This window comes from Streptomyces spiramyceticus, from assembly GCF_028807635.1.
Classification (GTDB): Bacteria; Actinomycetota; Actinomycetes; order Streptomycetales; family Streptomycetaceae; genus Streptomyces; species Streptomyces spiramyceticus.
Map to the genome: position 1 here is coordinate 4,680,268 of NZ_JARBAX010000001.1, position 26,093 is coordinate 4,706,360.

The window sequence follows — 26,093 nt, forward strand, 5'->3', positions numbered from 1 at the left end:
GACGTCACACTCCGCAGACTACCGCTCACAGGCCGAAGCGGCGCTGGAGGTCCCCCAGCTGACCGGGAAGGCGCGGTGCGGCCCCGTGTTGCCCCTGGCCGGAGCCCGGTCCGCCGCCTCCGCCCGGTACGCCCGGCTCGTGCGGGGTCGTGCCCGTGGCCTGCTCTGTCATCAGGAGTTCGGTGGACTGGAGCAGGACGGTTCCCGCTCCCACGAACTCGAACTGGTGCTCCTCGCCCGACGTGCCGCCGAGGCCGGTCAGTGACCGGATTCCGCCCATGACGCCGGTCATGTACCCGTGGTCGTAGTGGTGGCAGGGCGACGGGCAGTCCGCCCAGCCGACCAGGGCCTGCGGGTCCACGCGGATCGGGGGCTCCATGAAGACCACCGGCCCGTTGGAGGCCGCCACGAACTTCCCTGTGCCGATGAGGGTCAGGAAGCCCGGGACGATCGACTGCTTCAGGGCGAGAGTCGGCTCGTACGCCAGGAGGTTGCCGGAGCGGATGGTGAGGTTGCCGTTGTCGAGGTCGAAGCTGTTGACGTCGAACGCGCGGTCCGCGAGCAGCATCTTGCCCTGGCCCTCCGCCACCACCCAGTCGCTCGCGTGCAGCGGCGAGTGGAAGCTGGTGCGCAGGAGGCGGTCGAAGCGGCCGTGGCCGATGCCGTTGAAGTCGATCTGCCCGTAGTAGGCGATCATCTTGCCCTTCTGGAGGAACCACTGGCTCCCGTTGAGCTCCACACAGAAGGTGTACGCGTTGACGTTGTCGTCGGAGGGGAGGGTGTGCGGGTCGAAGATGACGGGACCTGTCACAGCTTTTCCTCCGAGGCCTGTACGTACACCGCGCCGTTGCCGGACAGCTCCAGCTGGAACGCCTCGCCGGAGCCGCGGCCCACCATGTCGCGCCAGCCGAGTGCGGTGGAGAGCTTGTTGCGTACGTCGCCGTGGTGCGCGACGTACGCCTGCGGGTCGACATGCACCGGGCGCTGCGGGGTGATGGGCAGCTCGATCACGCCGCCGTGCGCCATCACCGCTACCGCGCCGTGGCCCTTGAGGGTGGTCGTGAACAGGCCCTGGCCCGTGACCTGGCCGCGCACCATGCCCATGACGCCGCCCTGCGAGCCCATGAACATCGTGCCCTGGGTGAGAGTGCCGTCGAAGGCCAGGAGGCGGTCCGCCTCGACGTAGAGGGTGTCGCCGGCCAGGTTGATCACCTGGATGTGGTGGCCGCCGTGGCCGAAGACCACCGTGCCCGAGCCCTCGACCGTCATGAGCGGGGTCGCCTCGTCGGCCACCCGGCGGCCGATCATGGACATGACGCCGCCCTGGCCGCCCTGGATATTGGGCGTGAAGGAGACCTCGCCCTTGTACGCGAGCATCGCGCCGCGCTGACTGAACAATTTCTGGCCGGGCGCGATCTGTGCCTCGACCATGCGGGAATTGATTTCGGTGAACGGCATGTCAGACGTCGCCCCCGATGGTGTTGCGCTCGCTGGGCTGCACGTAGACGAGACCGTCGCCCTCGAAACGGATCTGGAACGCCTCGCCCGAGCCCTCGCCGATGAGCGTGCGGAAGTTCACGCCGGACTGGAAATGCTGCTGGAGGTTCCCCTGGTGCGCGATGTACGCACCCGGGTCGACCTGGAGCGGGTACTGGGAGGAGACGCGCAGGACCACCGCCGGGCCGTCCGACATGATCGCTGCCTGGCCGCTGCCTTCCACGGTCGTGGTGAACAGACCGTTGCCGGTCGCGCCGCCGCGCAGCCCCGTGAAGGAGGTGCCGGTGCGCAGACCCGCGTCCGTACAGAGGAGATTGCTGGACTCCACGTACAGCTTCTCGCCGTGGAGCGATACGAGACTGATCTCGCTCGCGCGGTCGGCGAAATAGCAGGTGCCGTGACCCTTCACCTCCATCACGGTCATCTGCTCGCCGGTGAGCCGGCGCGTCACCATGCCGCGCACGCCCTCACCGCCGCCGGACATCTTCTTGAAGGCCATCTGGCCGTCGTACGCGACCATCGAGCCGTTTTTCGCTTTGACGGCGTCGCCGGTCATGTCGACGGCGAGCACCTTGCTGCCTTGGAGTCGGAACTGAGCCACGGAAGTGACGGTATCCCGTGCGCGCGACCCTGATAAAGGGGCGGCGGGTGTGGCTGTCACAATGGGGGCCGAGCTTGTGCGTCCGTTCACAAGATCGACAGTGACAGTTTTCCGCGACTACGAAGGTTGCCCTCCGTGGACATCAAGACCGCTTCCGCACTCCGCCGCCTCCGCCTGGTCTCCACGCCCGAGGCGGTTTCCTTCCTGCTGCTGCTCGTCTGCTCGGTGCTCAAGCGCACGACGGAATTCAACGCGGTCCCGGTCATGGGCGCAGTGCACGGTCTGCTCTTCGTCCTGTATGTCCTCTTCTGGGCGGACGCCTGGAACCGCACCAAGTGGCCGCTGAAGACCGCAGCCTTCTACTTCGCGATGTCCGTCCTGCCGACCGGCGGCTTCTTCGCCGACCGCGGCCTCAAGCGCGAGGCCGAGGACGCGATCATCGCCGGGCGTGCCCGCAAGGAAGGCGTGGTCGGCGCATGATCGTCGCCTTCTCCGTCTCCCCGCTGGGTGTCGGCGAGGACGTGGGCGAGTACGTCGCCGATGCCGTCCGCGTGGTGCGCGAGTCCGGGCTGCCCAACCGCACCGATGCGATGTTCACGTCGATCGAGGGTGAGTGGGACGAGGTGATGGACGTCGTCAAGCGTGCCGTCGCCGCCGTCGAGGCCCGCGCCCCGCGCGTCTCCCTGGTCCTCAAAGCCGATGTACGCCCCGGAGTCACCGACGGCCTGACCTCCAAGGTCGAAACGGTGGAGCGCCACCTGAGCGCCTGATCCGGCTGCCGACGCCGCCCCTGACCGCCCCAAGCGGTCGGGGGCTTTGTCGTGCCTGCGTAACAGGCAAAACCGCCCGCTCGGACGCCCTTGGTTCGACATGCCGACAAATGTCCCCTTCTGTAGGGGGTATCGGGACATGCTCGACAGCTGGAGGCACTATGCGGCCGGAGGGCTACGACTACGAGACCCACAGCATGCTCGCCGGGCCGATATCGGAGCCCGGGCCCGGTCCCTACCGCGTGCGGTTTCGGAGTCTCATGTCCCAGGAGCCGCGCCGAATACGCGCCGTACTGCTGATGACCCTGGCACCGCTCCTCTCGGCCGTCCTCCTGGTTTACCTGGTCTGGCCCACCCAATGGACCGAGCGCGAGGGCGGCGACCGCTGGCTGGTGCATCTCGACTTCGTGATGCTGGTCGCGATCGGGCTGATCATGTCTTTCATGCTGGTCAACGTGGTGTCCATCGCACACGCCACGCTGGTCGCCAGGGACCCCATACCCGTGACGCCCGAACGCGGCACCCGGGTCGCGTTCCTCACCACGTACGTACCCGGCAAAGAACCGATCACGATGCTGCGGGCCACGCTCGAAGGCGCGGTCCGGCTCCGGCACGACGGGCCGCTCGACATATGGCTCCTCGACGAGGGCGACGACGTACAGGCCAAGACGCTCTGCGTGGACCTGGGCGTACGGCACTTCACCCGCCGTGGCGTACCGGAGTGGAACAGGAAGAGGGGCCCGCACCGGGCGAGGAGCAAGCACGGCAACTACAACGCCTGGCTCGCCATGCACGGCAACGCGTACGACTTCTTCGCCTCCGTAGACACCGACCACGTCCCGCTCCCCAACTTCCTTGAGCGGATGCTCGGTTACTTCCGCGACCCGGACGTGGCCTTCGTCGTCGGGCCGCAGGTGTACGGGAACTACAGCGCGTGCGTCACCAAGGCGGCCGAGTCGCAGCAGTTCCTCTTCCACGCGCTGATCCAGCGGGCCGGCAACCGCTACGGCGCCCCCATGTTCGTCGGCACCAACAACGTCGTACGCGTCGCCGCCCTCCTGCAGGTCAGCGGCCTCTACGACTCGATCACCGAGGACATGGCCACCGGCTTCGAGCTGCACCGCAGGAAGAACCCGGTCACCGGGCACTTCTGGCGTTCCGTGTACACCCCGGACGTGCTGGCCGTCGGTGAGGGGCCCGCCTCGTGGACCGACTTCTTCACACAGCAGATGCGCTGGTCCCGCGGGACGTACGAGACCCTTTTCAGGCAGTACTGGAAGGCACCGTTCCGGGTGCCGCCGGGTCGCTTGCTGACGTACACGCTGATGCTCGTGTACTACCCGATGACCGCCGTCAACTGGCTGCTCGGCATCCTCAGCTGCGTCCTGTTCCTGTGGTTCGGGGCCTCCGGCACCCAGGTCTCCTCCTCGGTGTGGCTGATGCTCTACAGCGACGCCGCGGCCCTCCAGGTAGGGCTTTACCTGTGGAATCGGCAGCACAATGTCTCGCCGCACGAGCCCGCGGGCTCGGGGGGACTCGCGGGCATGGCGATGTCCGCGCTCTGCGCGCCGGTCTACGCCAAGTCGCTCGGCTCGGCGCTGCTGCGCACCCGGGGCAGGTTCGTGGTCACGCCCAAGGGCGGCGAGGCCAGCCCCGACCGGCTGATGACCTTCCGCATCCACCTCTTCTGGGCCGCGGTGCTGAGCGTCTCGCTGGTCGCTTCCTTCCGCTACGGCCACACCCATGCGGCGATGCGCACCTGGTCCGTACTCGCGTTGATCATCGCGCTCGCGCCGGTCGGCGTCTGGTGCTGGACCTTGTTGCGTGCGCGCCGCGACAGGGTCGCGGTCGTCGTCGGCACGAGCGGCACGAGCGGTACGAGCGGCATAAGCGGCACGAGCGGCACGAGAAGAACACACGGCGAGGAGCCGGAGCCCGCGTTCGCCACGACGACCGAAGGGAGCTGACGCATGGACTACCAGCCGACGAAGAAGTTCAAGAAGACACTCCTCGGCAGCGGCGCGGTGGTCGTGCTCGCCGGTCTCAACGCTCCGGCCGTGCTCTCGTTCGCCGAGGAGAAGTACCACGCGTACAAGATCGCCCAGCCCGCCTACAAGGCGCAGTACGGCTCCTGGAACACCGTCGACATTCCGGAGGAATACCGTACGAACGCGATCCACGCAGCCCTGCTCCACACGGGCAAGGTGCTGATCATCGCGGGCTCCGGCAACGACCAGAAGAGGTTCGACGAGGGTTCCTTCGACACCGTCCTGTGGAACCCGGCGGACGACTCCTTCAAGCTGGTGCCTACGCCCGAAGACTTCTTCTGCGCCGGACACTCCCAACTCCCCGACGGGCGCCTCCTGGTGGCGGGCGGCACCGCCCGCTACGAGGTGCTCGGCGACAAGGTCATGCGGGCCGGTGGCGGGATGCGGGTGAAGAACGAGAGCCCGGACAAGCCCGTCACGCTCAAGAAGGGCACCCGCTTCCGCTCGCCTTTCGGGGGAACGTACGTCTCGAAGTTCGACGTGACCGTGCCGAAGGCGAAGCGCGAGATCACGTACGCAAAGAGCGGGCGAAGGATGCCCGGGAGGACGAACGTCGTCGCGGCCGAGGCCCGGGTCTTCGTCGAGGCCGTCAAGGAGGGGCCGCAAGGGGTCACCAAGGAGGCAGTGCAGTACGAGATCGAGGGGCTGGAGGGCGACGCCGCCGCCAATACGTACGGGATCGCCCAGGAGATCACCATGGAGAAGCAGGACTTCCAAGGGATCAGGGCGGCGTACGAATTCGACCCCAGGGCCGAGAAGTACATACCTGTCGACCCGATGAAGGAGGCCCGCTGGTATCCGACTCTGGTCACCCTCCAGGACGGCAAGGTGCTGGCCGTCTCCGGGCTCGACGACGTCGGCGCGATCCTCGCGGGCGACAACGAGTACTACAACCCCAGGACGAAGAAGTGGTCCGAGGCGCCCTTCCGGTACTTCCCGACCTACCCCGCACTCTTCCTCACCAAGGGCGGCAAGCTCTTCTACTCCGGGTCCAACGCCGGGTACGGGCCCGCCGACAAGGGGCGCCGGCCCGGGATCTGGGACCTGTCGACCAACACCTTCAAGACGGTCGGCGGCCTCACCGACCTCGACCAGACCGAGACGTCGGCCTCGCTCGTCCTGCCGCCCGCGCAGGACCAGAGGGTGATGATCCTCGGCGGCGGCGGAGTCGGCGAGTCCGACAAGGCGACCGGCCGTACGGCGATCATTGACCTGAAGGAGGACAGTCCGGCCTTCAGGGATGGTCCTCAACTCCCGCAGGGCGTCAGGTACTTGAACAGCGTGATCATGCCGGACGATTCGGTTTTCACCAGCGGCGGGTCGAGGGACTACCGGGGGCGGGGCGCCAGCAACATCCTCAAGGCGCAGTTCTACGACCCGAAGAGGAACGAGTTCAGGGCCGCGGCCGCGCCGAAGGTCGGGCGCAACTACCACTCCGAGGCGCTGCTGCTGCCCGACGGCCGCGTCGTCACCTTCGGCTCGGACTCCCTGTTCGGCGACAAGGACAACACCAAGCTCGGCAAGTTCGAGCAGCGGATGGAGATTTACACGCCGCCGTATCTCTACCGGGACAAGTCGCTGCGGCCGGCGCTCGGACAGGGGCCGCGCGAGCTGGGCCCGCAGAACCGGGCGACATACAAGACCGCCCACCCCGAGCGGATCGCGCGGGCCCGGCTGATGCGGCCCAGCGCGGTCACCCACACCACGGACGTCGAGCAGCGCTCGATCGAACTCGGCCTGACGAAGGGCAAGGGCGAGGTGACGGTGGAGGTGCCGGGCGACAAGTCGCTGGTGCCGCCCGGCTGGTACATGCTCTTCGTCACGGACGCGGAGGGCACGCCGTCGGAGGCGAAGTGGCTGCACGTGGAGTGAGCATGCCCCTCGGGGCTGGGGCGTGTCCGGCGGCCCAGGCCTGATCCGCCGGGCATGCCCTAAGCGTCCTTGGCTCTGTGGGCCAGCCCCAGGGCGTAGTCCGGCCACCAGGCGCCGGCCGCCGGGCCGCCGCGGCAGGGCCCGTCGGACTCGCCGGGCCGCTTCACCCACAGGTACGCGTCGACGAGCGGGTCGCCCGTGCGGTCGGTCGGCGCCAGCCCGAGGGAGCGGCCCGGCGGATTGCACCAGGCCTGCGCGCGGTCTCCGGGCAGCGGGCCGTCGCCGTTGCGGCTGGTGTCGATGACGAAGTGCTTGTTCTTGGTGCCCTTGGAGATCTTGGCGCCGTAGGCCCGGGTGATCGCGTCGGGCTGGAAGTTGGAGACGTTGAGGGCGAAGCCGTCGGCGCGCTCCAGGCCCGCCTTGTAGAGGGGCACCACGAGGTCCATCGGGTTGCGGATCCAGGCCGGATTGCCCGCGTCCAGATAGACCTTGGTGTTCGGGTTCCGCTTGAGCCGGTCGACGGCCTCCGAGAGCAGCCGGTAGCGCTCGGCGTGGTGATCGGCGCGGGTGCAGCCGTCGATGATGTGCGCGACGGCGTCCGGCTCCAGGATGACGACGGCCTTGTTGTCGGCGATGTTGTCGGCGAAGGCGCCGATCCAGCTGCGGTACGCGCGGGCGTCCCGGGCGCCGCCGGCCGAGTGCTGGCCGCAGTCGCGGTACGGGATGTTGTACGCGGTCAGCACCATCGTCCGCCCGGCGGCCCTGGCCCCCGCCCTGGCCCGGCGGATCTCGGGGCCGGGGTCGTCACCCGGTCCCCACAGGGCCATCGGCCGGTCCGCGATCTTGCGCAGCACCTGGGCGTCGCTGCTGCGGCCCTCCGCCTCCCAGGCGGCGACCTGCCGGGCGGCCTCGCTGTCCGGGTCGACCCAGAAGGGGGACGAGTTGTCGATGGGGGCGTGGGCCTGGGCGGCGGACTCGCGCTTCTGCCCGTGCTCGGGCCCGGAACTGCCGGAGGAGGAGCAGCCTGCGGCGAGGAGTGTGATGAGCGCGAAGAGGGCGACGCCTGCGGCGGTGAGCGAGCGGGTCGGTCTGCGGCCGGGCATCCAGCCCCCTTGGGTGGTTCGACGACTGGCGGTAGGTGCTGCGGACCGGGCAATCATTACATAAGGGGCGTATAGGGCATGGGTGCGACACCGGAGGTGCAGTGCGGGTGCCTGTGGCGCAGTTCCCCGCACCCACTCAAAGACCGAAGCGCGAGACGGGGCTGTTCACCATATGACCGGCGGGTAGGGTCGATGGCGTGCCGAAGCCGCTCAGCCTCCCCTTCGATCCCATCGCCAGAGCCGACGAACTCTGGCAGCAGCGCTGGGGCCCCGTGCCCTCGATGGCCGCGATCACCTCGATCATGCGCGCGCACCAGATCCTGCTCGCCGAGGTCGACGCCGTCGTCAAGCCGTACGGCCTGACCTTCGCCCGGTACGAGGCGCTGGTGCTGCTCACCTTCTCCAAGGCGGGCGAGCTGCCGATGTCCAAGATCGGCGAGCGGCTGATGGTCCACCCGACGTCCGTCACGAATACGGTCGACCGTCTGGTGAAGTCCGGCCTCGTCGACAAGCGGCCGAACCCGAACGACGGGCGCGGCACGCTCGCCTCCATCACCGAGAAGGGCCGCGAGGTCGTCGAGGCGGCGACGCGGGACCTGATGGCGATGGACTTCGGCCTCGGGGCGTACGACGCGGAGGAGTGCGCGGAGATCTTCGCCATGCTGCGTCCGCTGCGGGTGGCCGCGAAGGATTTCGAGGAGCAGTAGGGCGGTAGGCGGGTGGTGACGGGCTCCGCCCCGCCCGAAGATCGCCGATTGCGCCCGGTTACGCTCAATGCCATGAAGTCGAATGTGCTGTCCCGGTACCGGGTGATGGCCTACATCACCGCCGTATGGCTGCTGGTGTTCACCGCCGCGATCATCGCGAAGTATGCGTTCAAGGTCGGCGACACCATGCTGATCTCGCAGATCCACGGCGTGCTGTTCATCATCTACGTCGTCTTCGCCTTCGACCTCGGCACCAAGGCGAAGTGGCCGTTCGGCAAGCTGCTGTGGGTGCTCGCGGCCGGCTGCATCCCCTTCGCCTCGTTCTTCGTCGAGCCGAAGGTCACCCGCGAGGCCCGTTCGCTGATCACGGACGTGGCCCCGGCGACCGCCAAGGCGTAGGACTTCACCGCTTCACCGCTGACCATCGCCGCGAGCAAGGCTCGTGGCGGTCAGCCATCGACATTTACTAGGACGTCCTAGTAAATTCGAGGTATGGACGCTGACGCGATTGAGGAAGGCCGCCGACGCTGGCAGGCCCGCTACGACAAGGCCCGCAAGCGCGACGCGGACTTCACCACCCTCTCCGGAGACCCGGTCGACCCGGCGTACGGGCCCCGCCCCGGCGACACGTACGACGGCTTCGAGCGGATCGGCTGGCCCGGGGAGTACCCCTTCACGCGCGGCCTGTACCCGACCGGCTACCGGGGCCGGACCTGGACCATCCGCCAGTTCGCGGGCTTCGGCAATGCCGAGCAGACCAACGAGCGCTACAAGATGATCCTGGCCAACGGCGGCGGCGGGCTCTCCGTGGCCTTCGACATGCCGACGCTCATGGGCCGCGACTCCGACGAGCCGAAATCGCTCGGCGAGGTCGGCCACTGCGGTGTCGCCATCGACTCGGCGGCCGACATGGAGGTCCTCTTCAAGGACATCCCGCTCCGAGACGTCACGACCTCGATGACGATCAGCGGCCCGGCCGTCCCCGTCTTCTGCATGTACCTGGTCGCGGCGGAGCGCCAGGGCGTGGACCCGGGCGTACTCAACGGCACGCTGCAGACCGACATCTTCAAGGAGTACATCGCCCAGAAGGAGTGGCTCTTCCAGCCCGAGCCGCACCTGCGCCTTATCGGCGACCTCATGGAGCACTGCGCGAGCTCCATCCCCGCGTACAAGCCCCTGTCGGTCTCCGGCTATCACATCCGCGAGGCGGGCGCGACGGCAGCGCAGGAGCTCGCGTACACGCTCGCCGACGGATTCGGTTACGTCGAACTGGGCCTGTCCCGTGGCCTGGACGTGGACACCTTCGCGCCCGGTCTGTCCTTCTTCTTCGACGCGCACGTCGACTTCTTCGAGGAGATCGCGAAGTTCCGCGCGGCGAGGAGGATCTGGGCGCGCTGGATGAAGGACGTGTACGGCGCCCAGACGGACAAGGCGCAGTGGCTGCGCTTCCACACCCAGACGGCGGGCGTGTCCCTGACTGCGCAGCAGCCGTACAACAACGTCGTCCGTACGGCGGTCGAGGCGCTGGCGGCGGTCCTCGGCGGCACGAACTCCCTCCACACCAACGCGCTGGACGAGACGCTGGCCCTGCCCTCGGAACAGGCGGCGGAGATCGCGCTGCGCACGCAGCAGGTCTTGATGGAGGAGACGGGCGTAGCAAATGTGGCGGACCCGCTGGGCGGCTCCTGGTACATCGAGCAGCTGACCGACCGTATCGAGGCCGACGCGGAGAAGATCTTCGACCAGATCAAGGAGCGCGGAACGCGGGCGCACCCCGACGGGCAGCACCCGATCGGCCCGATGACGTCCGGCATCCTGCGCGGTATCGAGGACGGCTGGTTCACGGGCGAGATCGCCGAATCGGCCTTCCAGTACCAGCGGTCGGTGGAGAAGGGCGACAAGCGGGTGGTGGGCGTGAACTGCCACCACGGCTCGGTGACGGGTGACCTGGAGATCCTCCGCGTCAGCCACGAGGTCGAGCGCGACCAGGTACGAGTGCTGGGCGAGCGCAAGGCGGCCCGGGAGGAGGCCAAGGTCGAGTCGACCCTGGCCGCACTGCTGGCGGCGGCCCGCGACGGCTCGAACATGATAGAGCCGATGCTGGACGCGGTACGGGCGGAAGCCTCGCTGGGCGAGATCTGCGGCGTACTGCGGGACGAGTGGGGCGTGTACACGGAGCCGCCGGGCTTCTAATACGCGGGCTTCTAGTACGTGAGCTCGGCCCACACCGTTTTGCCCGGCGCGGGCGCGCGGCCGGTGACGGACCAGCGGGTCGCGAGCTGTGCGACGAGATACAGGCCACGGCCGCCCTCGGCGTCGGAATCCGGCGCGGGGGCGGCCGTTGTCGTGGGCTGCCGTTCGGTGCGGGTGTCGCTGACCTCGACGCGGATGGTGTGAGTGGCGGTTTGCGTGAGGCGTACGTGGAAGTCGCGGCCGGGGACGTGGCCGTGGCGCACGGCGTTGGCGGTCAGCTCGGCGGCGATGAGCGTGACGGTGGTGTTGGTGTCGGAGGTGTAGGGGTGGCCCCACGCGTCCAGGCGGTGGGAGACGAGCCGGCGGGCGAGGCGGGCGCCGCGTGTGGTCGAGGTGAAGTGCATGGCGAACTCGTGGGCTGCGGTGCTGGTTTGGGGGAGTACCTCGGACGAGGGAGCTTCTGCGTTCATGAGCATTACGGTCCCGGGCGCGGCGTAGCTTGGCGAGAAGGGACGCGCCTACCGGGGAGTCTGTAACGGGGGGTGCCGTACGTGTACGCGTGGTGGAGGTGCGGGGACCATGACCGACCAGTTGCCGGACGACCCGTCGGGGTCGGGGATTCTCCAGGTGTTCGGGCGCCAGTTGAAGCTGTTCCGCGAGCGGGCGAGCCTGGAGCGCGCCGAGTTCGGCTCGGCGACGGGGTATTCGCCGTCGTCCATCGCGGCGTTCGAGCAGGGGAGACGAATTCCGCCGCCGAAGTTCATCGACAAGGCGGATGAGGTGCTGGGCGCGTGTGGGGTGCTGAGCACGATGAAGGGCGAGGTCGCGCGGGCGCAGTATCCGGCGTTCTTCCGCGATGCGGCCCGCTTGGAGGCGGAAGCCGCTGACCTTCAGGTCTACGACACCCATGTAATCAATGGCCTGTTGCAGACAGAGGAGTACACGCGGGCGCTGCTCGCCATGCGACGCCCTGTGCTGGACGACGAGACGATCGAACTTCGGGTGGCTGCCCGACTGGCCCGGCAGGAGATGCTCGAACGCAAGCCGATCCCACTCTTGAGCTTCGTCTTCGAGGAGCCCGTCCTCCGGCGCCCCTTCGGCGGAAAGACAGTGCTTCGTGGCCAGTTGGAGCATCTGCTGCTCACCGGTCAGCGGCGTAACGTCGAGATTCAGGTCATGCCCCTGGATCGGGAGGACAACGCCGGGGTGGATGGTGCGTTCAAGGTAATTTCGCCGACAGACGGCGAGGAGGTCGCATACATGGAGGTCCAGGGTCAGAGCACACTGGTGACCGACCGTGCACATGTGCGAGCCTTCGCAGCGCGCTATGGGATTATCCGAGCACAGGCTCTCACCCCTCGTGAGTCCTTGGCCTTCATCGAGAAGTTGCTGGGAGAGGTATGAACGTCGTGCGCGAACTCGACTGGTTCAAGAGCAGTTACAGCGGCGCCGAGGGTGGCCAGTGCGTCGAAGTCGCCATGACCTGGCGCAAGTCCAGCTACAGCGGTGCCGAGGGCGGTGACTGTGTTGAGGTAGCCACCTGCCCCCACACCGTCCACGTACGGGACTCCAAGCGCCCCGACAGCGACGTGCTCACCTTCGACGCCGCCCAGTGGGCCGGATTCGTCGCCTTCGCGCAGCGGTAGATGCGAAGAGCGCGCTACGACCAACGCGTACAGGCCCTGATCGAAGTCCGCGGCGGCGAGCGCGACTGGCAGGAGGCCGAGCGGGTCTTCGAGGAGCACGGCTGGCCGGTCATCGGGCACGTACCGGACGCCGACGATCCGGCGGCGCGGCGGATGTACCGCGTCGAGGTGCGGCTGTACGGGTCAGCCTCGCGCGCCGCCGTCGGGGCCGCGTGGCGCGTCGAGCAGGCTGCGAAGGCCGCCCGGCTGGAGATGTACACCCGGCGCGCGGAACTCGTCGTCCGAGACCTTCACCCCTCCCTGGCATGGTGGGTGTTCAGCACCGCCGGGCGGCAGCTGCCCATGCGGCGCGGCGGTCGCCTCGGGGTGGCCGCCGGGCTCAGGGACACCGGCGTCCTGGTCGTCGGCCTGCCTCGGGCCGCGCTGCGGATGGCCCGTTCCGACGGGTGTACGGACGTTGCCGTACGCCCGACGTCCGGACCGTGGCGTGAACGGTCGATCTGGGGCCGGGCCAAGGCGCTGCCGATCCTGCTCTTCCTGGCCTGCGTCACGCTGCTCGCTCTGGTCACGTGGATGGGCTCCCAGTACCCGGAGCACAAACGTGCTTGGGATGTCGCCTTCCTCGTGGTGCTGGGGGTGTGCATGTGGCCTATGAGCGCGTTCTACCGGTACGGCAACCCCTCGCATCGCAGTACGGCGGCGATCACGACCGCCGGAGGATTTCTGCTGCTGGGGCTCACGTGGCTCAAGCAGGAGGAGGATGTGTTCGTCTGGGCCAACCTCCTCACCGTCCCGTTGGCCATGGTCGCGATCTACGGCCTCTGGTTGCTGGTCAGACAGTGGACCTTGGGCGAGTGGGTGACCTGGGCCGTGCCGCTCGTCGTGTCCGTTGCCGTCACCTCGGTTGTCGGGGCCGGATCCGTACTGCATGCGCTGTATGCCAAAGCGTTGGGGATGTCCGCCGACGACCTTGACGTACCGGGGTTCTGGCAGGCCGCTTCCGCGCTGAAGCTGCTGACGTACCTGAGCCTGATGCTGCTCGCGCCCGCGCTGTGGGGCATAGCCAAGCACTTCCACCGCGTACGGTCGGGGGAGCAGTTCAATGGAGTGCTGTACGTCGTCCTGCTCGGGGCCATTCTCCTCGGCGTCGGCAAACTGGCCTGGTCGTCGGCCAGTTCGGCGGCGGAGGCCACCGCCGCAGCCGCCGCGAAGGGCGAGCAGCCGCCGTCGTACTTCGGTGTCGAACCCGAATGGACCTGCGTAGAGGCCGCGGTGCCGCCCGTCCAACTCCCGGGTGAAGGAGGCAGATTGGATCCCACCCGCCCCTACCTCGCCTTCGGGGTCGCAGGTGGCGACGCAGTGCTCTGGGACGCGCGGACGAGCAAACCTCTCAAGGTGCCTGCGGGCAAAGTCCGGCTCGTGCCTGCCGAGTCAGCCGGTGAGAGGTGCCCGCTCACAGCCCCGACGTCAGGCCGCTCACCAGCAGCGCCGTGAAGCTGCGCGCCCAGTCCGCGTCCACCGGTTCCGCGCTCACCAGCGCTCGGTGGACCACGGCGCCCGCGATCACGTCGAAGATCAGGTCCGCATTGCGCGCCGCCTGCGTGGGGGAGTCCTCGTACGGCAGCTCGCCACGGGCCTGCGCGCGTTCCCGGCCGAGCAGCACCAGGCACTTCTGGCGGTCGACGATCGCCGAGCGGATCCGCTCGCGCAAGATCTCGTCGCGCGTCGACTCCGCGACCACCGCCATCAGCGCCGTCTTCGTCTCGGGGCGTTCGAGCAGTGCCGAGAACTGGAGCACCACGCCCTCGATGTCGGCCGTCAGACTTCCCCGGTCCGGGAGTTCCAGCTCGTCGAAAAGGACGGCGACGGCGTCGACGACCAGTTCGTTCTTGTTCGCCCAGCGGCGGTAGAGCGTCGTCTTGGCGACACCCGCCCGGCTCGCCACATCGCCCATCGAGAACTTCGACCAGCCCAGCTCGACCAGCGCCGCCCTGGTCGCCACAAGGATCGCGGCGTCGGCCTCCACGCTGCGCGGGCGGCCCGTACGGGAAGGCGGAGTGGTCGGGGACTGGCTGGGCATGCCCGCGACCATACCGGCCAGTAGGGAATAGAGCGCCGTGAGGGAGATCACCGAAAGAGGGCAGCGCGGTCCCTGCCTTTGGAGTTACGCTACGACCCGTAGCGAAAAAGCGGTCAGCCAAGCGACAACCACGCAAGACAACCGCAGGCGCCGGGTGGGGACCCAGCGCCGACCCACGGTCCTCCTCGGGACCTCCGGCCGTGTACGACCGTACGCCCCGCAAACCGGCGGGGGCTGCGGACGGGCCCGGCTTGTGCATCCGGTTCGTGCACCGGTCCATGTATCCGGTTCGTGTATCCGGGCGCAGTTTTTCTCTACCGCGCGCGAAAGGGGGAGGATGTACGCATGCAGCCTAGGAACATGTCCATGAGCGGCGTCGTCGACCTCGCCGCGGTGAAGGCGGCCGGCGAAGCCCGGCAGAAGGCGGAGCAGGCGCGTGCGGAGTCCGCCCGGGAGGGCGGCGCTGGTGCGGTGTCTCCGTCGAGTCTGGTGTCCGATGTCGACGAGGCCAGTTTTGAGCGCGATGTCCTCCAGCGCTCCGCCGAAGTCCCGGTCGTCATCGACTTCTGGGCCCCGGGCGCCGATACGTCGCAGCAGCTCGGCCCGCTCCTGGAGCGGCTCGCCGTCGAGGCCAACGGCCGGTTCGTCCTTGCCAGGGTCGACGTCAGCACCAACCCGATGCTCACCCAGCAGTTCGCGATCCAGGCCATCCCCGCGGTCTTCGCCGTGGTGGCCGGGCAGGCACTGCCCCTCTTCCAGGGCGTGGCGTCCGAGCAGCAGATCCGCGAGACCCTGGGGCAGCTGATCCAGGTCGCCGAGGAACGCTTCGGCCTGACCGGCATCACCGTCGACCCGAACGCGGCCCCGGAAGGCGGTCCGGCCGAGCAGGCCGAGGCGCCCGCCGGTCCTTACGACGCGCTGCTCGAAGCGGCGGTACAGGCGCTGGACGCGAACGACTTCGCCGGTGCGGCCCAGGCGTACAAGAACGTCCTCGCCGACGACCCCGGCAACACCGAGGCCACGCTGGGCCTCGCCCAGGCGGAACTGCTCGCCCGCGTCCAGAACCTGGACCCGCAGCAGGTCCGCAAGAACGCCGCCGAGAATCCGGCCGACGTAACCGCGCAGATTGCCGCGGCCGACCTCGACCTGGTCGGCGGTCATGTCGAGGACGCCTTCGGGCGCCTGGTGGAAACGGTGCGCCGAACTGTCGGTGATGACCGGAATGCCGCACGGGTGCGGCTGCTTGAGCTCTTCGAGGTCATCGGCGCCGACGACCCGCGGGTGGCTTCGGCGCGAACAGCCCTGGCGAGGGTGCTGTTCTGACCGGTTGTGCCCCCCGGCACCACCGGTGATTTGGCGACACAGTGACAAAACGCGGCCGCGCTTTACCAAAACTTGGTAATCGCGGCCGCTGTTACTTGCAGTAAGCCGAGCGGGGTGTTCTGCCCGTTTCTGAGCGTCAATCACCACGTTTCTCTCGTCACTTGACGGCACCGTCCGTGGCTGCCCGATGCCCGGTGGTCGCGCATCGGTTATCGGGCCGTTACTAGCCAGTAACGAACCCCCTTGTGCCCCGGCTTCGAATGGACCACGATCGGCCACGCTCGGTCCAATACCGCGCCAGCCCGACAGCCAATCGTGCAGCGCGGTCCCGTGGGTCCCCACCGAGCCGGCCGGCGGCAGTGGCGCCGGCCGTGGACAGGGGGGTCTCTGCTGTTCGGCAGGGCCTGTCCAGCAGGTTGCGCGAACGCGTGGCCAGTGGTTGTCGCTCGGGGGTGATCGCCGGTGTTTCGGATGACGTTTCGCGCCTCCGAATCGGGCGCTCTCCTTCCCGAGGACGTAGCACTTCTCCCATCCCCCTGCGGGCTCCTGCCCGTACTGGAGATGTACGTCCGAGAAGGAGGAAAGTCATGGAGTCTGTAGTTCGTGGCGGGACCAGATGGAAGCGGTTCGCCGTTGTCATGGTGCCGAGTGTGGCCGCGACGGCTGCGATAGGTGTCGCCCTTGCACAGGGCGCGCTCGCGGCATCGTTCAGCGTCTCCGGCCAGAGCTTCAAGGTCAGCGCGGAGAGGCTTGAGGGTAAGGGCTTCTTCCAGTACGGAAGCCTTGCTCAGGGCACGGACCTGGAGGGCAACAAGACTGCCCACCCGGTCGCGGTGTCGGCGTTCAAGTCCGCCGAGATCACCAAGATGTGCCAGTCGGTCGTGACGCCCAACGTCCCGATCTTCGGAAACATCACCCTCCAGCTGAACGCCGGCGGGAACGGTACTCCGGTCAAGGCCGAGAACCTGTACCTGGACGTCGAGGACCTCGACGCCAACGCAGAGTTCAAGAACATCAACATCGGTGTTGCCGCGGGCAAGGCCAGCAAGGGCCCGGGTATCCAGCCGGGCACGGAGAAGTCGGTCAACCCGTACGGCTTCTCGCAGGAGGCCGACGAGGCCGTCCTGACCAAGGTGCGACAGAAGGCATGGGCCACGACGGCCGGAACCTTCAAGCTCAGCGGTCTGAGCATGCGCCTGCACAAGGGCATCAAGGAGTGCTACTAAGCACCCCCTCCGCGGGCGGGGCGCGTGACACGCGTGACTCGTGTGACATGTCGTCCCGCCTGCCGCCCCTCCCTTATCTCTGCATTGCAACACCGGTTCCAGGGAGCTGTTTTCCATGAGCGCCGAGTCCTCGGGTCCGAGCCGCGATTTCACATACTGGCGGCTGCGCTTCCGTGCCTGGCGGGGCAGTCGGCCGTTCTGGGCCGGCCTGCTCACGATTCTGGGCGGTGTACCGATCGCATGGCTTCCGTACGCGGAACTCCAGATCGGGCACCTCACGCTGGCCATGGCCACCACCGCGGGAGCGGGCTCGCTGATCATCGGCGTACTGCTCGTCACACTGGGCCTGACCATGTGGTACCACCACATCGTCCGGGTCTTCGCGGGTGTCGCCTCGATTCTGCTGGCACTTGTCTCCATCCCCGTGTCCAACCTGGGTGGATTCCTGGTCGGCTTCCTGCTGGCGCTGCTCGGCGGAGCCCTGTCGATTTCCTGGGCACCGGCCGATCCGGCCAGGCCCGTCGTCGACACCGCCGAGACCTCGCCCAAGGGCGACGAGCCGGACGGCGGCACCGACCAGGCCGACTTCCCGGACGACATGTACGACACATCTGTTGACGCCAATGGCGGGAGGAACAGTGCGGGGTGACGAGGCGGAGCTGACCGCGGCCGGAGGCGACGGGACCCGTGAGAGAAAGGGGCCGCGTCACGCGGCCCCCAGGAAGTCGCTCCTGACGAAGCTGCAGATACCCGCGGGCAAGGCGATGGCCCTGGCCGCGATGCCCACGGCCGTGTTCGTCGGTATGGGGCTCACGCCGAAGCTGGCGATCGCCGACGACGGGATCACCAACCCCTTCGCGCCGGGTCCCTGCGTAACCCGCTCGGACACGCCCGACCCGGACGCCTCCGAGTCCAAGTCCCCCTCGGACAAGCCCTCTTCGACGGCCACGCCGAGCCCGAGCGCCACCGCCGACAAGCCGGCGGAGACGGAGACCCCGACGCCGGGCGAGTCGCCGTCGGCGAGCGCGAGCAGCACCCCGCCGGCCACCGAGCCGACGAAGGAGCCCGAGGCGGGCAAGACCGAGACGCCTGCGCCGGCCCCGACGGAGAGCGAGACCAAGAACCCGCTCGACCCGCTGGGCGTGGGCGACGCGATCAAGGACGTCCTGGACGGCCCGGACGAGGAGACGGCCTCCCCGGAGCCGACCGAGTCGAAGCCGGCAGAGCCGGAGGCAGAGCCCGACACGGCAGCGTCGGACCCGGCCGAGTTGAAGCCGGCCGCCGAGCAGAGCGCGACCACGAAGCCCGACGACGCGAAGGACACCGCGGGCAACGCGGTGGCCGACGCGGCAGACAAGACCGCAGCCGCCATCAGGGACGCGGCGGACAAGGCGGGCGCGAAGGTCGAGGAACTCGGCGAGGACGCCAAGGAGTCCGCCGAGGACGCCGCTGACGAGGCCGGGGCAAAGGCCGATGACCCGGCCGAGGACGCCGACGGCAAGAAGCCCTTCCCCTGCCCGACGGCGGACCCGGAAGCGCTTGCGGCCGCCGACCTGGAACAGGGCATCCCGGACCTGCCGGACGACCCGTGGATCCTGGAGAGCTCGATGCTCACCTTGCGCGGGCTCGACTACGAGGGCATCGTCGAAGTCAGGACCGGCAGCGGCAAGATCAAGAAGGTCCTGAAGTTCACCGCCGTGGAAACCGACATCAAGGACCTGCACCAGAAGGTCGTCGGCCCCAACGGCACCACGGCGCACGTCCAGGCGGCCAAGGGCTCCACGTCGACCCTTCGCAACGGCACGGTCACCATGTACACGGAGGAGCTGAAGGGCAAGCTCTTCGGCCTCATCCCGATCACGTTCAGCCCGGAGACCCCGCCGCCGCTGAATGTTCCGATCGCCATGTTCACCGACGTCAAGGTGACGCAGGCCGGCCAGTTCGGCGGCACGCTCACGGTCCCCGGCCTGCACAACTTCTACACCGGCTGACCTGCTGACACAGATACCGGCCTACGACGGTGGCCCGCCCCCGAAGAACCAGGGGGCGGGCCACCGTCATGCCGTACAGCGGTACGGGCGTGCGTACTGCCGTCAGGCGCTCTCGCCGCCCAGGTGGTGGACCCGCACCATGTTCGTGGTGCCGGGGATGCCGGGGGGTGAACCGGCGGTGATGATCATGAGGTCGCCGTTGTTGTAGCGCTGGAGCTTGAGCAGCTCGGCGTCGACCAGGTCGACCATCGCGTCGGTGTTGTTCACGTGCGGCACCACGAAGGACTCGATGCCCCAGCTCAGCGCGAGCTGGTTGCGGGTCGCCTCGTCCGTCGTGAAGGCGAGGATCGGCTGGAGCGTGCGGTAGCGGGACAGGCGGCGGGCCGTGTCACCGGACTTGGTGAAGGCGACCAGTGCCTTGCCGTTCAGGAAGTCCGCGATCTCGCAGGCCGCGCGGGCGACCGAACCGCCCTGCGTACGGGGCTTCTTGCCGGGGACCAGCGGTTGGAGGCCCTTCGACAGGAGCTCCTCCTCGGCCGCGACGACGATCTTCGACATCGTCTTGACGGTTTCGATCGGGTACGCGCCCACCGAGGACTCGGCGGAGAGCATGACCGCGTCCGCGCCGTCCAGGATCGCGTTGGCGACGTCGGACGCCTCGGCGCGCGTGGGGCGGGAGTTGGTGATCATCGACTCCATCATCTGGGTCGCGACAATCACCGGCTTGGCGTTGCGGCGGCACAGCTCGATGAGCCGCTTCTGCACCATCGGGACCTTTTCGAGGGGATACTCGACGGCCAGGTCACCGCGGGCGACCATCACACCGTCGAACGCCATGACGACGCCCTCCATGTGCTCGACGGCCTGCGGCTTCTCCACCTTGGCGATGACGGGGACCCGGCGGCCCTCCTCGTCCATCACCTTGTGGACGTCCTTGACGTCGTCGGCATCGCGCACGAAGGAGAGCGCGACCAGGTCACAGCCCATCCGGAGGGCGAAGCGGAGGTCTTCGACGTCCTTCTCGGACAGGGCCGGGACGTTGACCGCCGCGCCGGGCAGGTTGATGCCCTTGTGGTCGGAGATGACACCGCCCTCGATGACGATGGTGTGGACCCGCGGGCCCTCGACCATCGTCACCTTGAGCTCGACGTTTCCGTCGTTGATCAGGATCGGGTCGCCCTTGGCGACATCGCCGGGCAGGCCCTTGTAGGTGGTTCCGCAGATGGACTTGTCACCAGGGACGTCCTCGGCCGTGATGATGAACTCGTCACCACGGACCAGTTCGACGGGTCCCTCGGCGAAGGTCTCCAGACGGATCTTGGGGCCCTGGAGGTCGGCGAGTACGCCGATCGCACGGCCGGTGTCCTCGGCGGCCTTGCGGACGCGGACGTACCGCTCCTGGTGCTCCGCATGGGTTCCGTGGCTCATGTTGAAGCGGGCCACGTTCATACCGGCCTCGATGAGCGCTTTCAGCTGCTCGTACGAGTCGACGGCGGGGCCCAGTGTGCAGACGATTTTGGAACGGCGCATGAGGCGGATCCTATCGGTTTGTTTCGCTGCGGAATATTCCGTCTGGTGGAATGTACAAATGGGCGGGAGGCCGCTCAGGCGTTGACCAATGCATACGTCTGCCGGGCGATTTCCAGCTCCTCGTCGGTGGGTATGACGGCGACCGCGACCCTTGCGTACTCCGGCGAGATGAGACGCGGCTCACCGGAACGTACGGCATTGAGGTCCGCGTCCACCGCCAGGCCCAGCTCCTCCAGGCCCGCGATCGCCGCCTCGCGCACGGGGGCGGCGTTCTCGCCGACGCCCGCGGTGAAGACGACCGCGTCGACCCGGCCCAGAACGGCGTAATACGCGCCGATGTACTTCTTCAGCCGGTGAATGTAGATCTCGAAGGCGAGCAGCGCCCGCCGGTCGCCCTCGTCGATACGGCGCCGGATCTCCCGCATGTCGTTGTCGCCGCAGAGACCGACCAGGCCGCTCTTCTTGTTGAGCAGTTCGTCGATCTCGTCGGTGGACATCCCGGCGACCCGCTTCAGGTGGAAGATCACCGCCGGGTCGACGTCACCGGAGCGCGTACCCATCACCAGACCTTCCAGTGGCGTCAGCCCCATCGACGTATCGACGCACTGCCCGCCCCGGACGGCGGACGCGGACGCTCCGTTGCCCAGGTGCAGGACGATGACATTGACCTCGGACGGGTCCTTGCCCAGCAGCTTGGCAGCCTCCCGGGACACGTACGCGTGCGACGTGCCGTGGAAGCCGTAGCGGCGGATGCGGTGGGTGTCGGCGGTCTCGACGTCCATCGCGTAGCGGGCCGCCGACTCCGGCATCGTCGTATGGAAGGCGGTGTCGAATACGGCGACCTGCGGGAGGTCGGGGCGCAGCGCCTGGGCGGTGCGGATGCCGGTGATGTTCGCCGGGTTGTGCAGCGGCGCGACCGGTACGAGCCGCTCGATCTCCGCCATCACCGCGTCGTCGATCACGGTGGGCGCGGTGAACTTCAGGCCGCCGTGGACGACCCTGTGACCGATGGCTGCCAACTCGGGGGAGTCGATGCCGAGTCCGTCGGTCGCCAGCTCCTCGGCGACGGCCTTCAGCGCGGCGTCGTGGTCGGCGATGGGTCCCGTGCGCTCGCGCTTGTCGGCGCCGTCGCCCGTGAGCGGGGTGTGCACGAGGCGGGACGTCTGCTCACCGATGCGTTCGACCAGGCCGATCGCGAGACGCGAGTGGTCGCGCATGTCGAGGAGCTGGTACTTCACCGACGACGAGCCGGAGTTGAGGACGAGGATGCGCGTAGCGGTCACGGGTGCGGAGCTTTCCTTGACGGGGGTGGTGGTCATGCGGACTCGCCCTGGGCCTGTATCGCCGTGATGGCGACGGTCTGGACGATGTCCTGGACCAGGGCGCCGCGCGAAAGGTCGTTCACCGGCTTGTTCAGGCCCTGGAGGACCGGGCCGACGGCGACCGCACCGGCCGAGCGCTGCACGGCCTTGTACGTGTTGTTGCCGGTGTTCAGGTCGGGGAAGATCAGGACCGTCGCCTGGCCCGCGACTTCGGAGTCCGGCAGCTTGGTCGCGGCGACGGACGGCTCGACCGCCGCGTCGTACTGGATCGGCCCCTCCACCCTCAGGTCCGGGCGGCCGGCCCGCACCAGCTCGGTGGCCTCTCGCACCTTGTCGACGTCCGCGCCGGAGCCCGAGCTGCCGGTCGAGTACGAGAGCATCGCCAGCCGCGGATCCACGCCGAACTTCTGCGCCGTGGCGGCCGACTGCACGGCGATGTCCGCGAGCTGGACGGCGTTCGGGTCCGGGTTGACCGCGCAGTCGCCGTACACCAGGACCCGGTCGCCGAGCAGCATGAAGAAGACCGAGGACACGATCTTGGCGTCCGGCTTGGTCTTGATGATCTCGAAGGCGGGGCGGATGGTCGCGGCGGTGGAATGCACCGAGCCCGACACCATGCCGTCGGCCAGGCCCTCGTGGACCATGAACGTGCCGAAGTAGTTCACATCGGCGACCACGTCGTACGCCAGCTCCATGCTGACGCCCCTGTGCGCGCGCATTTTCGCGTACGACTCGGCGAACCGGCCCCGCAGCTCGGAGGTCTGCGGGTCGATGATCTGCGTCAGCGCGAGGTCGATGCCCAGGTCGGCGGCCTTCTTACGGATGACGTCGACGTCGCCGAGCAGCGTCAGGTCGCACACGTCGCGGCGCAGCAGCACATCGGCCGCGCGCAGTACGCGCTCCTCCGTGCCCTCGGGCAGTACGACGCGGCGGCGCTTGGCGCGGGCCCTTTCGAGCAGCTCGTGCTCGAACATCATCGGTGTGACACGGCCGCTGCGGGCCACCGACATCCGGGCCAGCAGATCGGCGGTGTCGACGTGCCGCTCGAACACGCCGAGCGCGGTCTCCGCCTTGCGCGGGGTGGCCGCGCTCAGCTTGCCCTCCATGGCGAAGAGCTCGCCCGCGGTGGGGAAGGAGCCGCCGGCCACCGAGACCACCGGGGTACCGGGCGCGAGGCGCGAGGCCAGGGTCAGCACCTCGTCGCCGGGGCGCTCGTTCAGGGTGAGGAGTACGCCCGCTATGGGCGGGGTGCCCGCGCTGTGGGCGGCGAGCGAACCGACCACCAGGTCGGAGCGGTCGCCGGGGGTGACGACGAGGCAGCCGGGGGTCAGGGCGTTCAGGAAGTTCGGCAGCATCGCACCGCCGAACACGAAGTCCAGGGCGTCGCGCGCGAGACCCGCGTCGTCGCCGAGCAGCACTGTGCCGCCGAGGGCGCGCGTTATCTGGGAGACCGTGGGGGCGGAGAGCGTGGCGTCGTCCGGCAGCGCGTAGCACGGCACGGGCAGGCTGGCCGACAGCCGCTCGGCGATCTCGTGGCGGTCCATCGGGGCGACCCGGTTGGCGACCATGGCCAGAATGTCGCAGCCCAGGGCCTCGTACGCGCGGTAGGCGTTACGGGTCTCGGAGCGCACCGACTTGGCGGTCTGCTTCCTGCCGCCGACCACCGGGATCACAGAGGCGCCGAACTCATTGGCCAGCCGGGCGTTCAGGGCGAGTTCCTCGGGGAGCAGGGTGTCCGCGAAGTCCGTACCGAGGACCAGGACGACCTCGTACTCCCGCGCCACCTTGTGGAAGCGGTCGACGATGCGGGACACCAGCTCGTCGGTGCCCTTCTCGGCCTGGAGGGCGGACGCCTCGCTGTAGTCCATGCCGTACCCGGACGCCGGGTCCTGCGACAGCCGGTAGCGGGCGCGCAGGAGGTCGAACAGCCGATCGGGTCCGTCGTGCACGAGGGGGCGGAATACGCCCACCCGGTCCACTTGGCGGGTGAGGAGCTCCATGACTCCCAGCTCGACGACCTGGCGACCGTCGCCCCGGTCGATCCCGGTCACGTACACGCTGCGCGTCACGCGTGCTCTCCGTCCAGTTAGGGTGGGCTTGCCCTCTTGACAATACCTCTGAGGGTGGTTAGGGCGCCCGCCGGGCGAGGGGTTGCCGGACGCCTGCGGAAACGCCCCGCGGGGACCCTTCTGCGGGGTTTCTCCGGCGTTTCTGCGGCCTTCCTGCCGGAGTGTCCGAAAGCGCGGAGCCCATGCGAACCGTGAAACAATCGGACTCTGGCTCACGTGTATCACTAGCGAGCAGGAGACACAGCACGATGCGTATCGGAGTTCTCACCGCCGGCGGCGACTGCCCGGGGCTGAACGCAGTGATCCGGTCGGTTGTGCACCGTGCCGTCGCAGGTCACGGCGACGAAGTCGTCGGATTCGAGGACGGGTTCAAGGGCCTGCTCGACGGCCACTACCGCCCCCTCGACCTCAACGCCGTCAGCGGCATCCTGGCACGCGGCGGTACGATCCTGGGCTCCGCCCGCCTGGAGCGGGACCGGCTGCGCGAAGCGGCCGAGAACTGGCACGAGTTGTCGGAGCGCTCCGGCATCGACGCGCTCATTCCCATCGGCGGCGAAGGCACCCTCACCGCGTCCCGGATGCTGTCGGACGCGGGGATGCCCGTCGTCGGCGTACCGAAGACCATCGACAACGACATCAACGGCACCGACCGCACCTTCGGCTTCGACACGGCCGTCGGCGTCGCCACCGAAGCCATAGACCGTCTCAAGACCACCGCCGAATCGCACCAGCGCGTGATGGTCGTAGAGGTCATGGGCCGGCATGCGGGCTGGATCGCGCTGGAGTCCGGCATGGCGGGCGGCGCGCACGGAATCTGCCTGCCGGAGCGTCCCTTCGAGGTGGACGACCTGGTCAAGATGGTCGAGGAACGCTTCGCGCGCGGCAAGAAGTTCGCGGTCGTGTGCGTCGCGGAAGGCGCGCGTCCGGCGGAGGGTTCCATGCCGTACGAGAAGGGTGCCATCGACAAGTTCGGGCACGAGCGCTTCGCCGGTATCGGCACCCGGCTCGCGGGCGAGCTGGAGAAGCGCCTCGGCAAGGAAGCCCGCCCGGTCATCCTCGGCCACGTCCAGCGCGGCGGCACCCCGACGGCGTACGACCGCGTCCTCGCGACGCGCTTCGGCTGGCACGCGGTGGAGGCGGTGCACCGCGGCGACTTCGGCAACATGGCGGCGTTGCGGGGCACGGACATCGTGATGGTGCCGCTCGCCGAGGGCGTCGAGGAGCTCAAGAGGGTCCCCGACAGGCGGATGTACGAGGCGGAATCGGTCTTCTGACCCGGCTGGAGGGGGCCCGGGCTGCCCGAGCGGCCCGGGAGCCTGACCGAGAGCGCCGCCGCCCAGGTCAGGGGCGGCGTGCGAGCTGCCAGAAGTGGCCGACGATGGCGTCCAGGAACTCGCGGCCCGCCGCACCGTCCCCCGCCGAATCGCTGCCGCCCCAGCTCAGCGTCGACACCATCCGGGACTGGTAGTCGGCGTGCAGCCGCTGGAGTACGTCCTCCAGCTGGTCCCGCCGCACAGGCACCAGCTTGGCCGTCGGGCGTACGTACGCCTGCCAGCGCGTCATCACCGCGCTGCGCAGCACCCCGGCCAGCTCCTCTTCCCGGCCGGTCGCCTTCACGAACTCCTCCGGCGAAAGGCCGAGCACCTCGGAGAGCGCCGCGGACTGCCGCTCATTGCCGCGCCACCGCCCGGATTCCTCCATGCGCTGGTAGGAATTCAGCTCCACGCCGATCGCCCGCGCAAGATCGGGCACGGCGAGGCCGCGTGCCAGCCGGTGCTCGCGCAGCGTGGTCGGGGAGGCCAGCAGGTCGCTCAGCGAACACCACAGCACGCCGGCGAGCGCGGTGATCTCCCGTGAATCGGGTGCGCGCAGGCCGCGCTCCCAGGCGACGACCAGGTCGGGGACGACGTTCAGCCCGTATTGCGCGCGCAGGCCGTAGGCGACATGACCGGGCGCCATGCCGAGGGCTTCGCGCAGTCGTCGCGCGGCGGGGGCGTTAAAGGGCGGAGTGGTGTGCACGGGGCACACCGTACGTATGAAACGGGTGTGGTGACTACGGTGCGTTCACCCAAGATTACAAGTCGTAGGAACGTCCTACGATCCAATTCTGGTAGC

25 protein-coding genes are annotated in these 26,093 nt (G+C 68.5%); 15 read left to right on the forward strand and 10 right to left on the reverse strand.

The genetic code is table 11. The features are described from left to right. Positions 1 to 25: 25 nt before the first annotated feature. From PXH83_RS21610 to PXH83_RS21620, 3 genes are read right to left on the reverse strand one after another with little or no spacing between them, the layout of a single operon-like run. Complete coding sequence (locus PXH83_RS21610; protein ID WP_274562102.1) at positions 26 to 811, reverse strand: AIM24 family protein; 786 nt, start codon at positions 809 to 811, stop codon at positions 26 to 28. Continuing rightward, a complete protein-coding gene (locus PXH83_RS21615) occupies positions 808 to 1,458 on the reverse strand; it encodes an AIM24 family protein (protein ID WP_274562105.1) in 651 nt (216 codons plus the stop codon). Before PXH83_RS21615 ends, PXH83_RS21610 begins: the two co-directional genes overlap by 4 nt. A gap of 1 nt (position 1,459) precedes the next feature. Continuing rightward, positions 1,460 to 2,098 carry an AIM24 family protein gene (locus tag PXH83_RS21620; RefSeq protein WP_274562107.1) on the reverse strand — a complete coding sequence of 213 codons (639 nt, stop codon included), beginning with the start codon at positions 2,096 to 2,098 and terminating at the stop codon, positions 1,460 to 1,462. A 135-nt stretch (positions 2,099 to 2,233) separates the two neighbouring features. Here PXH83_RS21620 and PXH83_RS21625 point away from each other — a divergent pair, with 135 nt between their 5' ends. The 4 genes from PXH83_RS21625 to glxA all read left to right on the forward strand — a co-directional run bounded on the left by PXH83_RS21625 (position 2,234) and on the right by glxA (position 6,788). Next, positions 2,234 to 2,578 (forward strand): DUF3817 domain-containing protein, encoded by a 345-nt coding sequence (locus tag PXH83_RS21625; protein WP_274562110.1) that lies wholly within the window; start codon positions 2,234 to 2,236, stop codon positions 2,576 to 2,578. Beyond that, the gene (locus PXH83_RS21630; RefSeq protein ID WP_214928091.1) at positions 2,575 to 2,868 is read left to right on the forward strand and encodes an MTH1187 family thiamine-binding protein; all 294 of its coding nucleotides are present in this window, start codon (positions 2,575 to 2,577) and stop codon (positions 2,866 to 2,868) included. Before PXH83_RS21625 ends, PXH83_RS21630 begins: the two co-directional genes overlap by 4 nt. 161 nt (positions 2,869 to 3,029) lie before the next feature. After that, positions 3,030 to 4,835, forward strand: a complete 1,806-nt coding sequence (locus PXH83_RS21635; protein WP_274562113.1) for a glycosyltransferase family 2 protein — start codon at positions 3,030 to 3,032, stop codon at positions 4,833 to 4,835. Between the two features lie 3 nt (positions 4,836 to 4,838). Next, the gene (gene glxA / locus PXH83_RS21640; protein ID WP_274562115.1) at positions 4,839 to 6,788 is read left to right on the forward strand and encodes a radical copper oxidase GlxA; all 1,950 of its coding nucleotides are present in this window, start codon (positions 4,839 to 4,841) and stop codon (positions 6,786 to 6,788) included. A 59-nt stretch (positions 6,789 to 6,847) separates the two neighbouring features. On the opposite strand, the gene PXH83_RS21645 is transcribed toward glxA, so the two are convergent. Next, positions 6,848 to 7,891: a glycoside hydrolase family 6 protein gene (locus tag PXH83_RS21645; RefSeq protein ID WP_274562118.1), complete on the reverse strand. Its 1,044-nt coding sequence runs from the start codon at positions 7,889 to 7,891 to the stop codon at positions 6,848 to 6,850. A 197-nt stretch (positions 7,892 to 8,088) separates the two neighbouring features. Here PXH83_RS21645 and PXH83_RS21650 point away from each other — a divergent pair, with 197 nt between their 5' ends. The 3 genes from PXH83_RS21650 (at position 8,089) to PXH83_RS21660 (ending at position 10,791) form a co-directional block, all read left to right on the forward strand. Beyond that, a complete protein-coding gene (locus tag PXH83_RS21650) occupies positions 8,089 to 8,598 on the forward strand; it encodes a MarR family winged helix-turn-helix transcriptional regulator (protein WP_274562120.1) in 510 nt (169 codons plus the stop codon). 72 nt (positions 8,599 to 8,670) lie between these two features. Further along, a complete protein-coding gene (locus tag PXH83_RS21655; protein ID WP_274562122.1) occupies positions 8,671 to 8,997 on the forward strand; it encodes a DUF3817 domain-containing protein in 327 nt (108 codons plus the stop codon). 93 nt (positions 8,998 to 9,090) lie between these two features. Then, positions 9,091 to 10,791, forward strand: a complete 1,701-nt coding sequence (locus PXH83_RS21660) for a coenzyme B12-dependent isobutyryl-CoA mutase large subunit (protein ID WP_274562123.1) — start codon at positions 9,091 to 9,093, stop codon at positions 10,789 to 10,791. An 11-nt stretch (positions 10,792 to 10,802) separates the two neighbouring features. On the opposite strand, the gene PXH83_RS21665 is transcribed toward PXH83_RS21660, so the two are convergent. Then, on the reverse strand, positions 10,803 to 11,261 hold the full coding sequence (locus tag PXH83_RS21665; protein WP_274562124.1) for an ATP-binding protein: 459 nt from the start codon (positions 11,259 to 11,261) through the stop codon (positions 10,803 to 10,805). A gap of 109 nt (positions 11,262 to 11,370) precedes the next feature. On the opposite strand from PXH83_RS21665, the gene PXH83_RS21670 reads away from it, so the two are divergent. The 3 genes from PXH83_RS21670 to PXH83_RS21680 are packed head-to-tail and all read left to right on the forward strand — an operon-like array spanning position 11,371 to position 13,931. Next, positions 11,371 to 12,195: a helix-turn-helix domain-containing protein gene (locus tag PXH83_RS21670; RefSeq protein WP_274562125.1), complete on the forward strand. Its 825-nt coding sequence runs from the start codon at positions 11,371 to 11,373 to the stop codon at positions 12,193 to 12,195. Beyond that, positions 12,192 to 12,437 (forward strand): DUF397 domain-containing protein, encoded by a 246-nt coding sequence (locus PXH83_RS21675; RefSeq protein ID WP_274562126.1) that lies wholly within the window; start codon positions 12,192 to 12,194, stop codon positions 12,435 to 12,437. The genes PXH83_RS21670 and PXH83_RS21675 overlap by 4 nt, the downstream gene beginning before the upstream one ends. After that, a complete protein-coding gene (locus PXH83_RS21680; RefSeq protein WP_274562127.1) occupies positions 12,438 to 13,931 on the forward strand; it encodes a hypothetical protein in 1,494 nt (497 codons plus the stop codon). On the opposite strand, the gene PXH83_RS21685 is transcribed toward PXH83_RS21680, so the two are convergent. After that, positions 13,891 to 14,517: a TetR/AcrR family transcriptional regulator gene (locus tag PXH83_RS21685; protein ID WP_274562128.1), complete on the reverse strand. Its 627-nt coding sequence runs from the start codon at positions 14,515 to 14,517 to the stop codon at positions 13,891 to 13,893. The two genes, PXH83_RS21680 and PXH83_RS21685, sit on opposite strands and share 41 nt — an antisense overlap. Positions 14,518 to 14,862: 345 nt before the next feature. Here PXH83_RS21685 and PXH83_RS21690 point away from each other — a divergent pair, with 345 nt between their 5' ends. From PXH83_RS21690 to PXH83_RS21705, 4 genes are all read left to right on the forward strand, one after another. Next, entirely contained in the window at positions 14,863 to 15,840 is a 978-nt protein-coding gene (locus PXH83_RS21690) for a tetratricopeptide repeat protein (protein WP_274562130.1), read from the forward strand. A gap of 587 nt (positions 15,841 to 16,427) precedes the next feature. Beyond that, positions 16,428 to 17,066: a DUF6230 family protein gene (locus PXH83_RS21695; protein ID WP_274562131.1), complete on the forward strand. Its 639-nt coding sequence runs from the start codon at positions 16,428 to 16,430 to the stop codon at positions 17,064 to 17,066. A 115-nt stretch (positions 17,067 to 17,181) separates the two neighbouring features. Continuing rightward, positions 17,182 to 17,715 carry a DUF6114 domain-containing protein gene (locus tag PXH83_RS21700; RefSeq protein WP_274562132.1) on the forward strand — a complete coding sequence of 178 codons (534 nt, stop codon included), beginning with the start codon at positions 17,182 to 17,184 and terminating at the stop codon, positions 17,713 to 17,715. Further along, positions 17,705 to 19,057, forward strand: coding sequence for a hypothetical protein (locus PXH83_RS21705; protein ID WP_274562951.1), 1,353 nt, complete (start codon positions 17,705 to 17,707; stop codon positions 19,055 to 19,057). The genes PXH83_RS21700 and PXH83_RS21705 overlap by 11 nt, the downstream gene beginning before the upstream one ends. A 102-nt stretch (positions 19,058 to 19,159) precedes the next feature. Here the strand turns inward: PXH83_RS21705 and pyk are convergent, their stop codons facing one another. From pyk to pta, 3 genes are all read right to left on the reverse strand, one after another. Then, positions 19,160 to 20,587, reverse strand: coding sequence for a pyruvate kinase (gene pyk / locus PXH83_RS21710; RefSeq protein ID WP_274562135.1), 1,428 nt, complete (start codon positions 20,585 to 20,587; stop codon positions 19,160 to 19,162). A gap of 74 nt (positions 20,588 to 20,661) precedes the next feature. Continuing rightward, positions 20,662 to 21,906: an acetate kinase gene (locus tag PXH83_RS21715; protein WP_274562136.1), complete on the reverse strand. Its 1,245-nt coding sequence runs from the start codon at positions 21,904 to 21,906 to the stop codon at positions 20,662 to 20,664. Beyond that, positions 21,903 to 23,978 (reverse strand): phosphate acetyltransferase, encoded by a 2,076-nt coding sequence (pta, locus tag PXH83_RS21720; protein WP_274562138.1) that lies wholly within the window; start codon positions 23,976 to 23,978, stop codon positions 21,903 to 21,905. The genes PXH83_RS21715 and pta overlap by 4 nt, the downstream gene beginning before the upstream one ends. 248 nt (positions 23,979 to 24,226) lie before the next feature. On the opposite strand from pta, the gene PXH83_RS21725 reads away from it, so the two are divergent. Beyond that, entirely contained in the window at positions 24,227 to 25,252 is a 1,026-nt protein-coding gene (locus PXH83_RS21725) for an ATP-dependent 6-phosphofructokinase (RefSeq protein ID WP_274562141.1), read from the forward strand. A gap of 67 nt (positions 25,253 to 25,319) precedes the next feature. Here the strand turns inward: PXH83_RS21725 and PXH83_RS21730 are convergent, their stop codons facing one another. Next, positions 25,320 to 25,997, reverse strand: coding sequence for a helix-turn-helix domain-containing protein (locus tag PXH83_RS21730; RefSeq protein ID WP_274562143.1), 678 nt, complete (start codon positions 25,995 to 25,997; stop codon positions 25,320 to 25,322). Between the last annotated feature and the right edge of the window lie 96 nt (positions 25,998 to 26,093).

Bases quoted from the DNA above. Each gene is read 5' to 3' on its own strand.
- PXH83_RS21715 (WP_274562136.1), bottom strand. From the start codon at position 21,906: ATGACCACCACCCCCGTCAAGGAAAGCTCCGCACCCGTGACCGCTACG.
- PXH83_RS21725 (WP_274562141.1), top strand. From the start codon at position 24,227: ATGCGTATCGGAGTTCTCACCGCCGGCGGCGACTGCCCGGGGCTGAAC.
- PXH83_RS21670 (WP_274562125.1), top strand. From the start codon at position 11,371: ATGACCGACCAGTTGCCGGACGACCCGTCGGGGTCGGGGATTCTCCAG.
- PXH83_RS21630 (WP_214928091.1), top strand. From the start codon at position 2,575: ATGATCGTCGCCTTCTCCGTCTCCCCGCTGGGTGTCGGCGAGGACGTG.
- pyk (WP_274562135.1), bottom strand. From the start codon at position 20,587: ATGCGCCGTTCCAAAATCGTCTGCACACTGGGCCCCGCCGTCGACTCG.
- PXH83_RS21635 (WP_274562113.1), top strand. From the start codon at position 3,030: ATGCGGCCGGAGGGCTACGACTACGAGACCCACAGCATGCTCGCCGGG.
- glxA (WP_274562115.1), top strand. From the start codon at position 4,839: ATGGACTACCAGCCGACGAAGAAGTTCAAGAAGACACTCCTCGGCAGC.
- PXH83_RS21665 (WP_274562124.1), bottom strand. From the start codon at position 11,261: ATGAACGCAGAAGCTCCCTCGTCCGAGGTACTCCCCCAAACCAGCACC.
- PXH83_RS21645 (WP_274562118.1), bottom strand. From the start codon at position 7,891: ATGCCCGGCCGCAGACCGACCCGCTCGCTCACCGCCGCAGGCGTCGCC.
- PXH83_RS21655 (WP_274562122.1), top strand. From the start codon at position 8,671: ATGAAGTCGAATGTGCTGTCCCGGTACCGGGTGATGGCCTACATCACC.
- PXH83_RS21660 (WP_274562123.1), top strand. From the start codon at position 9,091: ATGGACGCTGACGCGATTGAGGAAGGCCGCCGACGCTGGCAGGCCCGC.
- PXH83_RS21690 (WP_274562130.1), top strand. From the start codon at position 14,863: ATGCAGCCTAGGAACATGTCCATGAGCGGCGTCGTCGACCTCGCCGCG.
- PXH83_RS21700 (WP_274562132.1), top strand. From the start codon at position 17,182: ATGAGCGCCGAGTCCTCGGGTCCGAGCCGCGATTTCACATACTGGCGG.
- PXH83_RS21685 (WP_274562128.1), bottom strand. From the start codon at position 14,517: ATGCCCAGCCAGTCCCCGACCACTCCGCCTTCCCGTACGGGCCGCCCG.
- PXH83_RS21680 (WP_274562127.1), top strand. From the start codon at position 12,438: ATGCGAAGAGCGCGCTACGACCAACGCGTACAGGCCCTGATCGAAGTC.
- PXH83_RS21615 (WP_274562105.1), bottom strand. From the start codon at position 1,458: ATGCCGTTCACCGAAATCAATTCCCGCATGGTCGAGGCACAGATCGCG.
- PXH83_RS21695 (WP_274562131.1), top strand. From the start codon at position 16,428: ATGGAGTCTGTAGTTCGTGGCGGGACCAGATGGAAGCGGTTCGCCGTT.
- PXH83_RS21675 (WP_274562126.1), top strand. From the start codon at position 12,192: ATGAACGTCGTGCGCGAACTCGACTGGTTCAAGAGCAGTTACAGCGGC.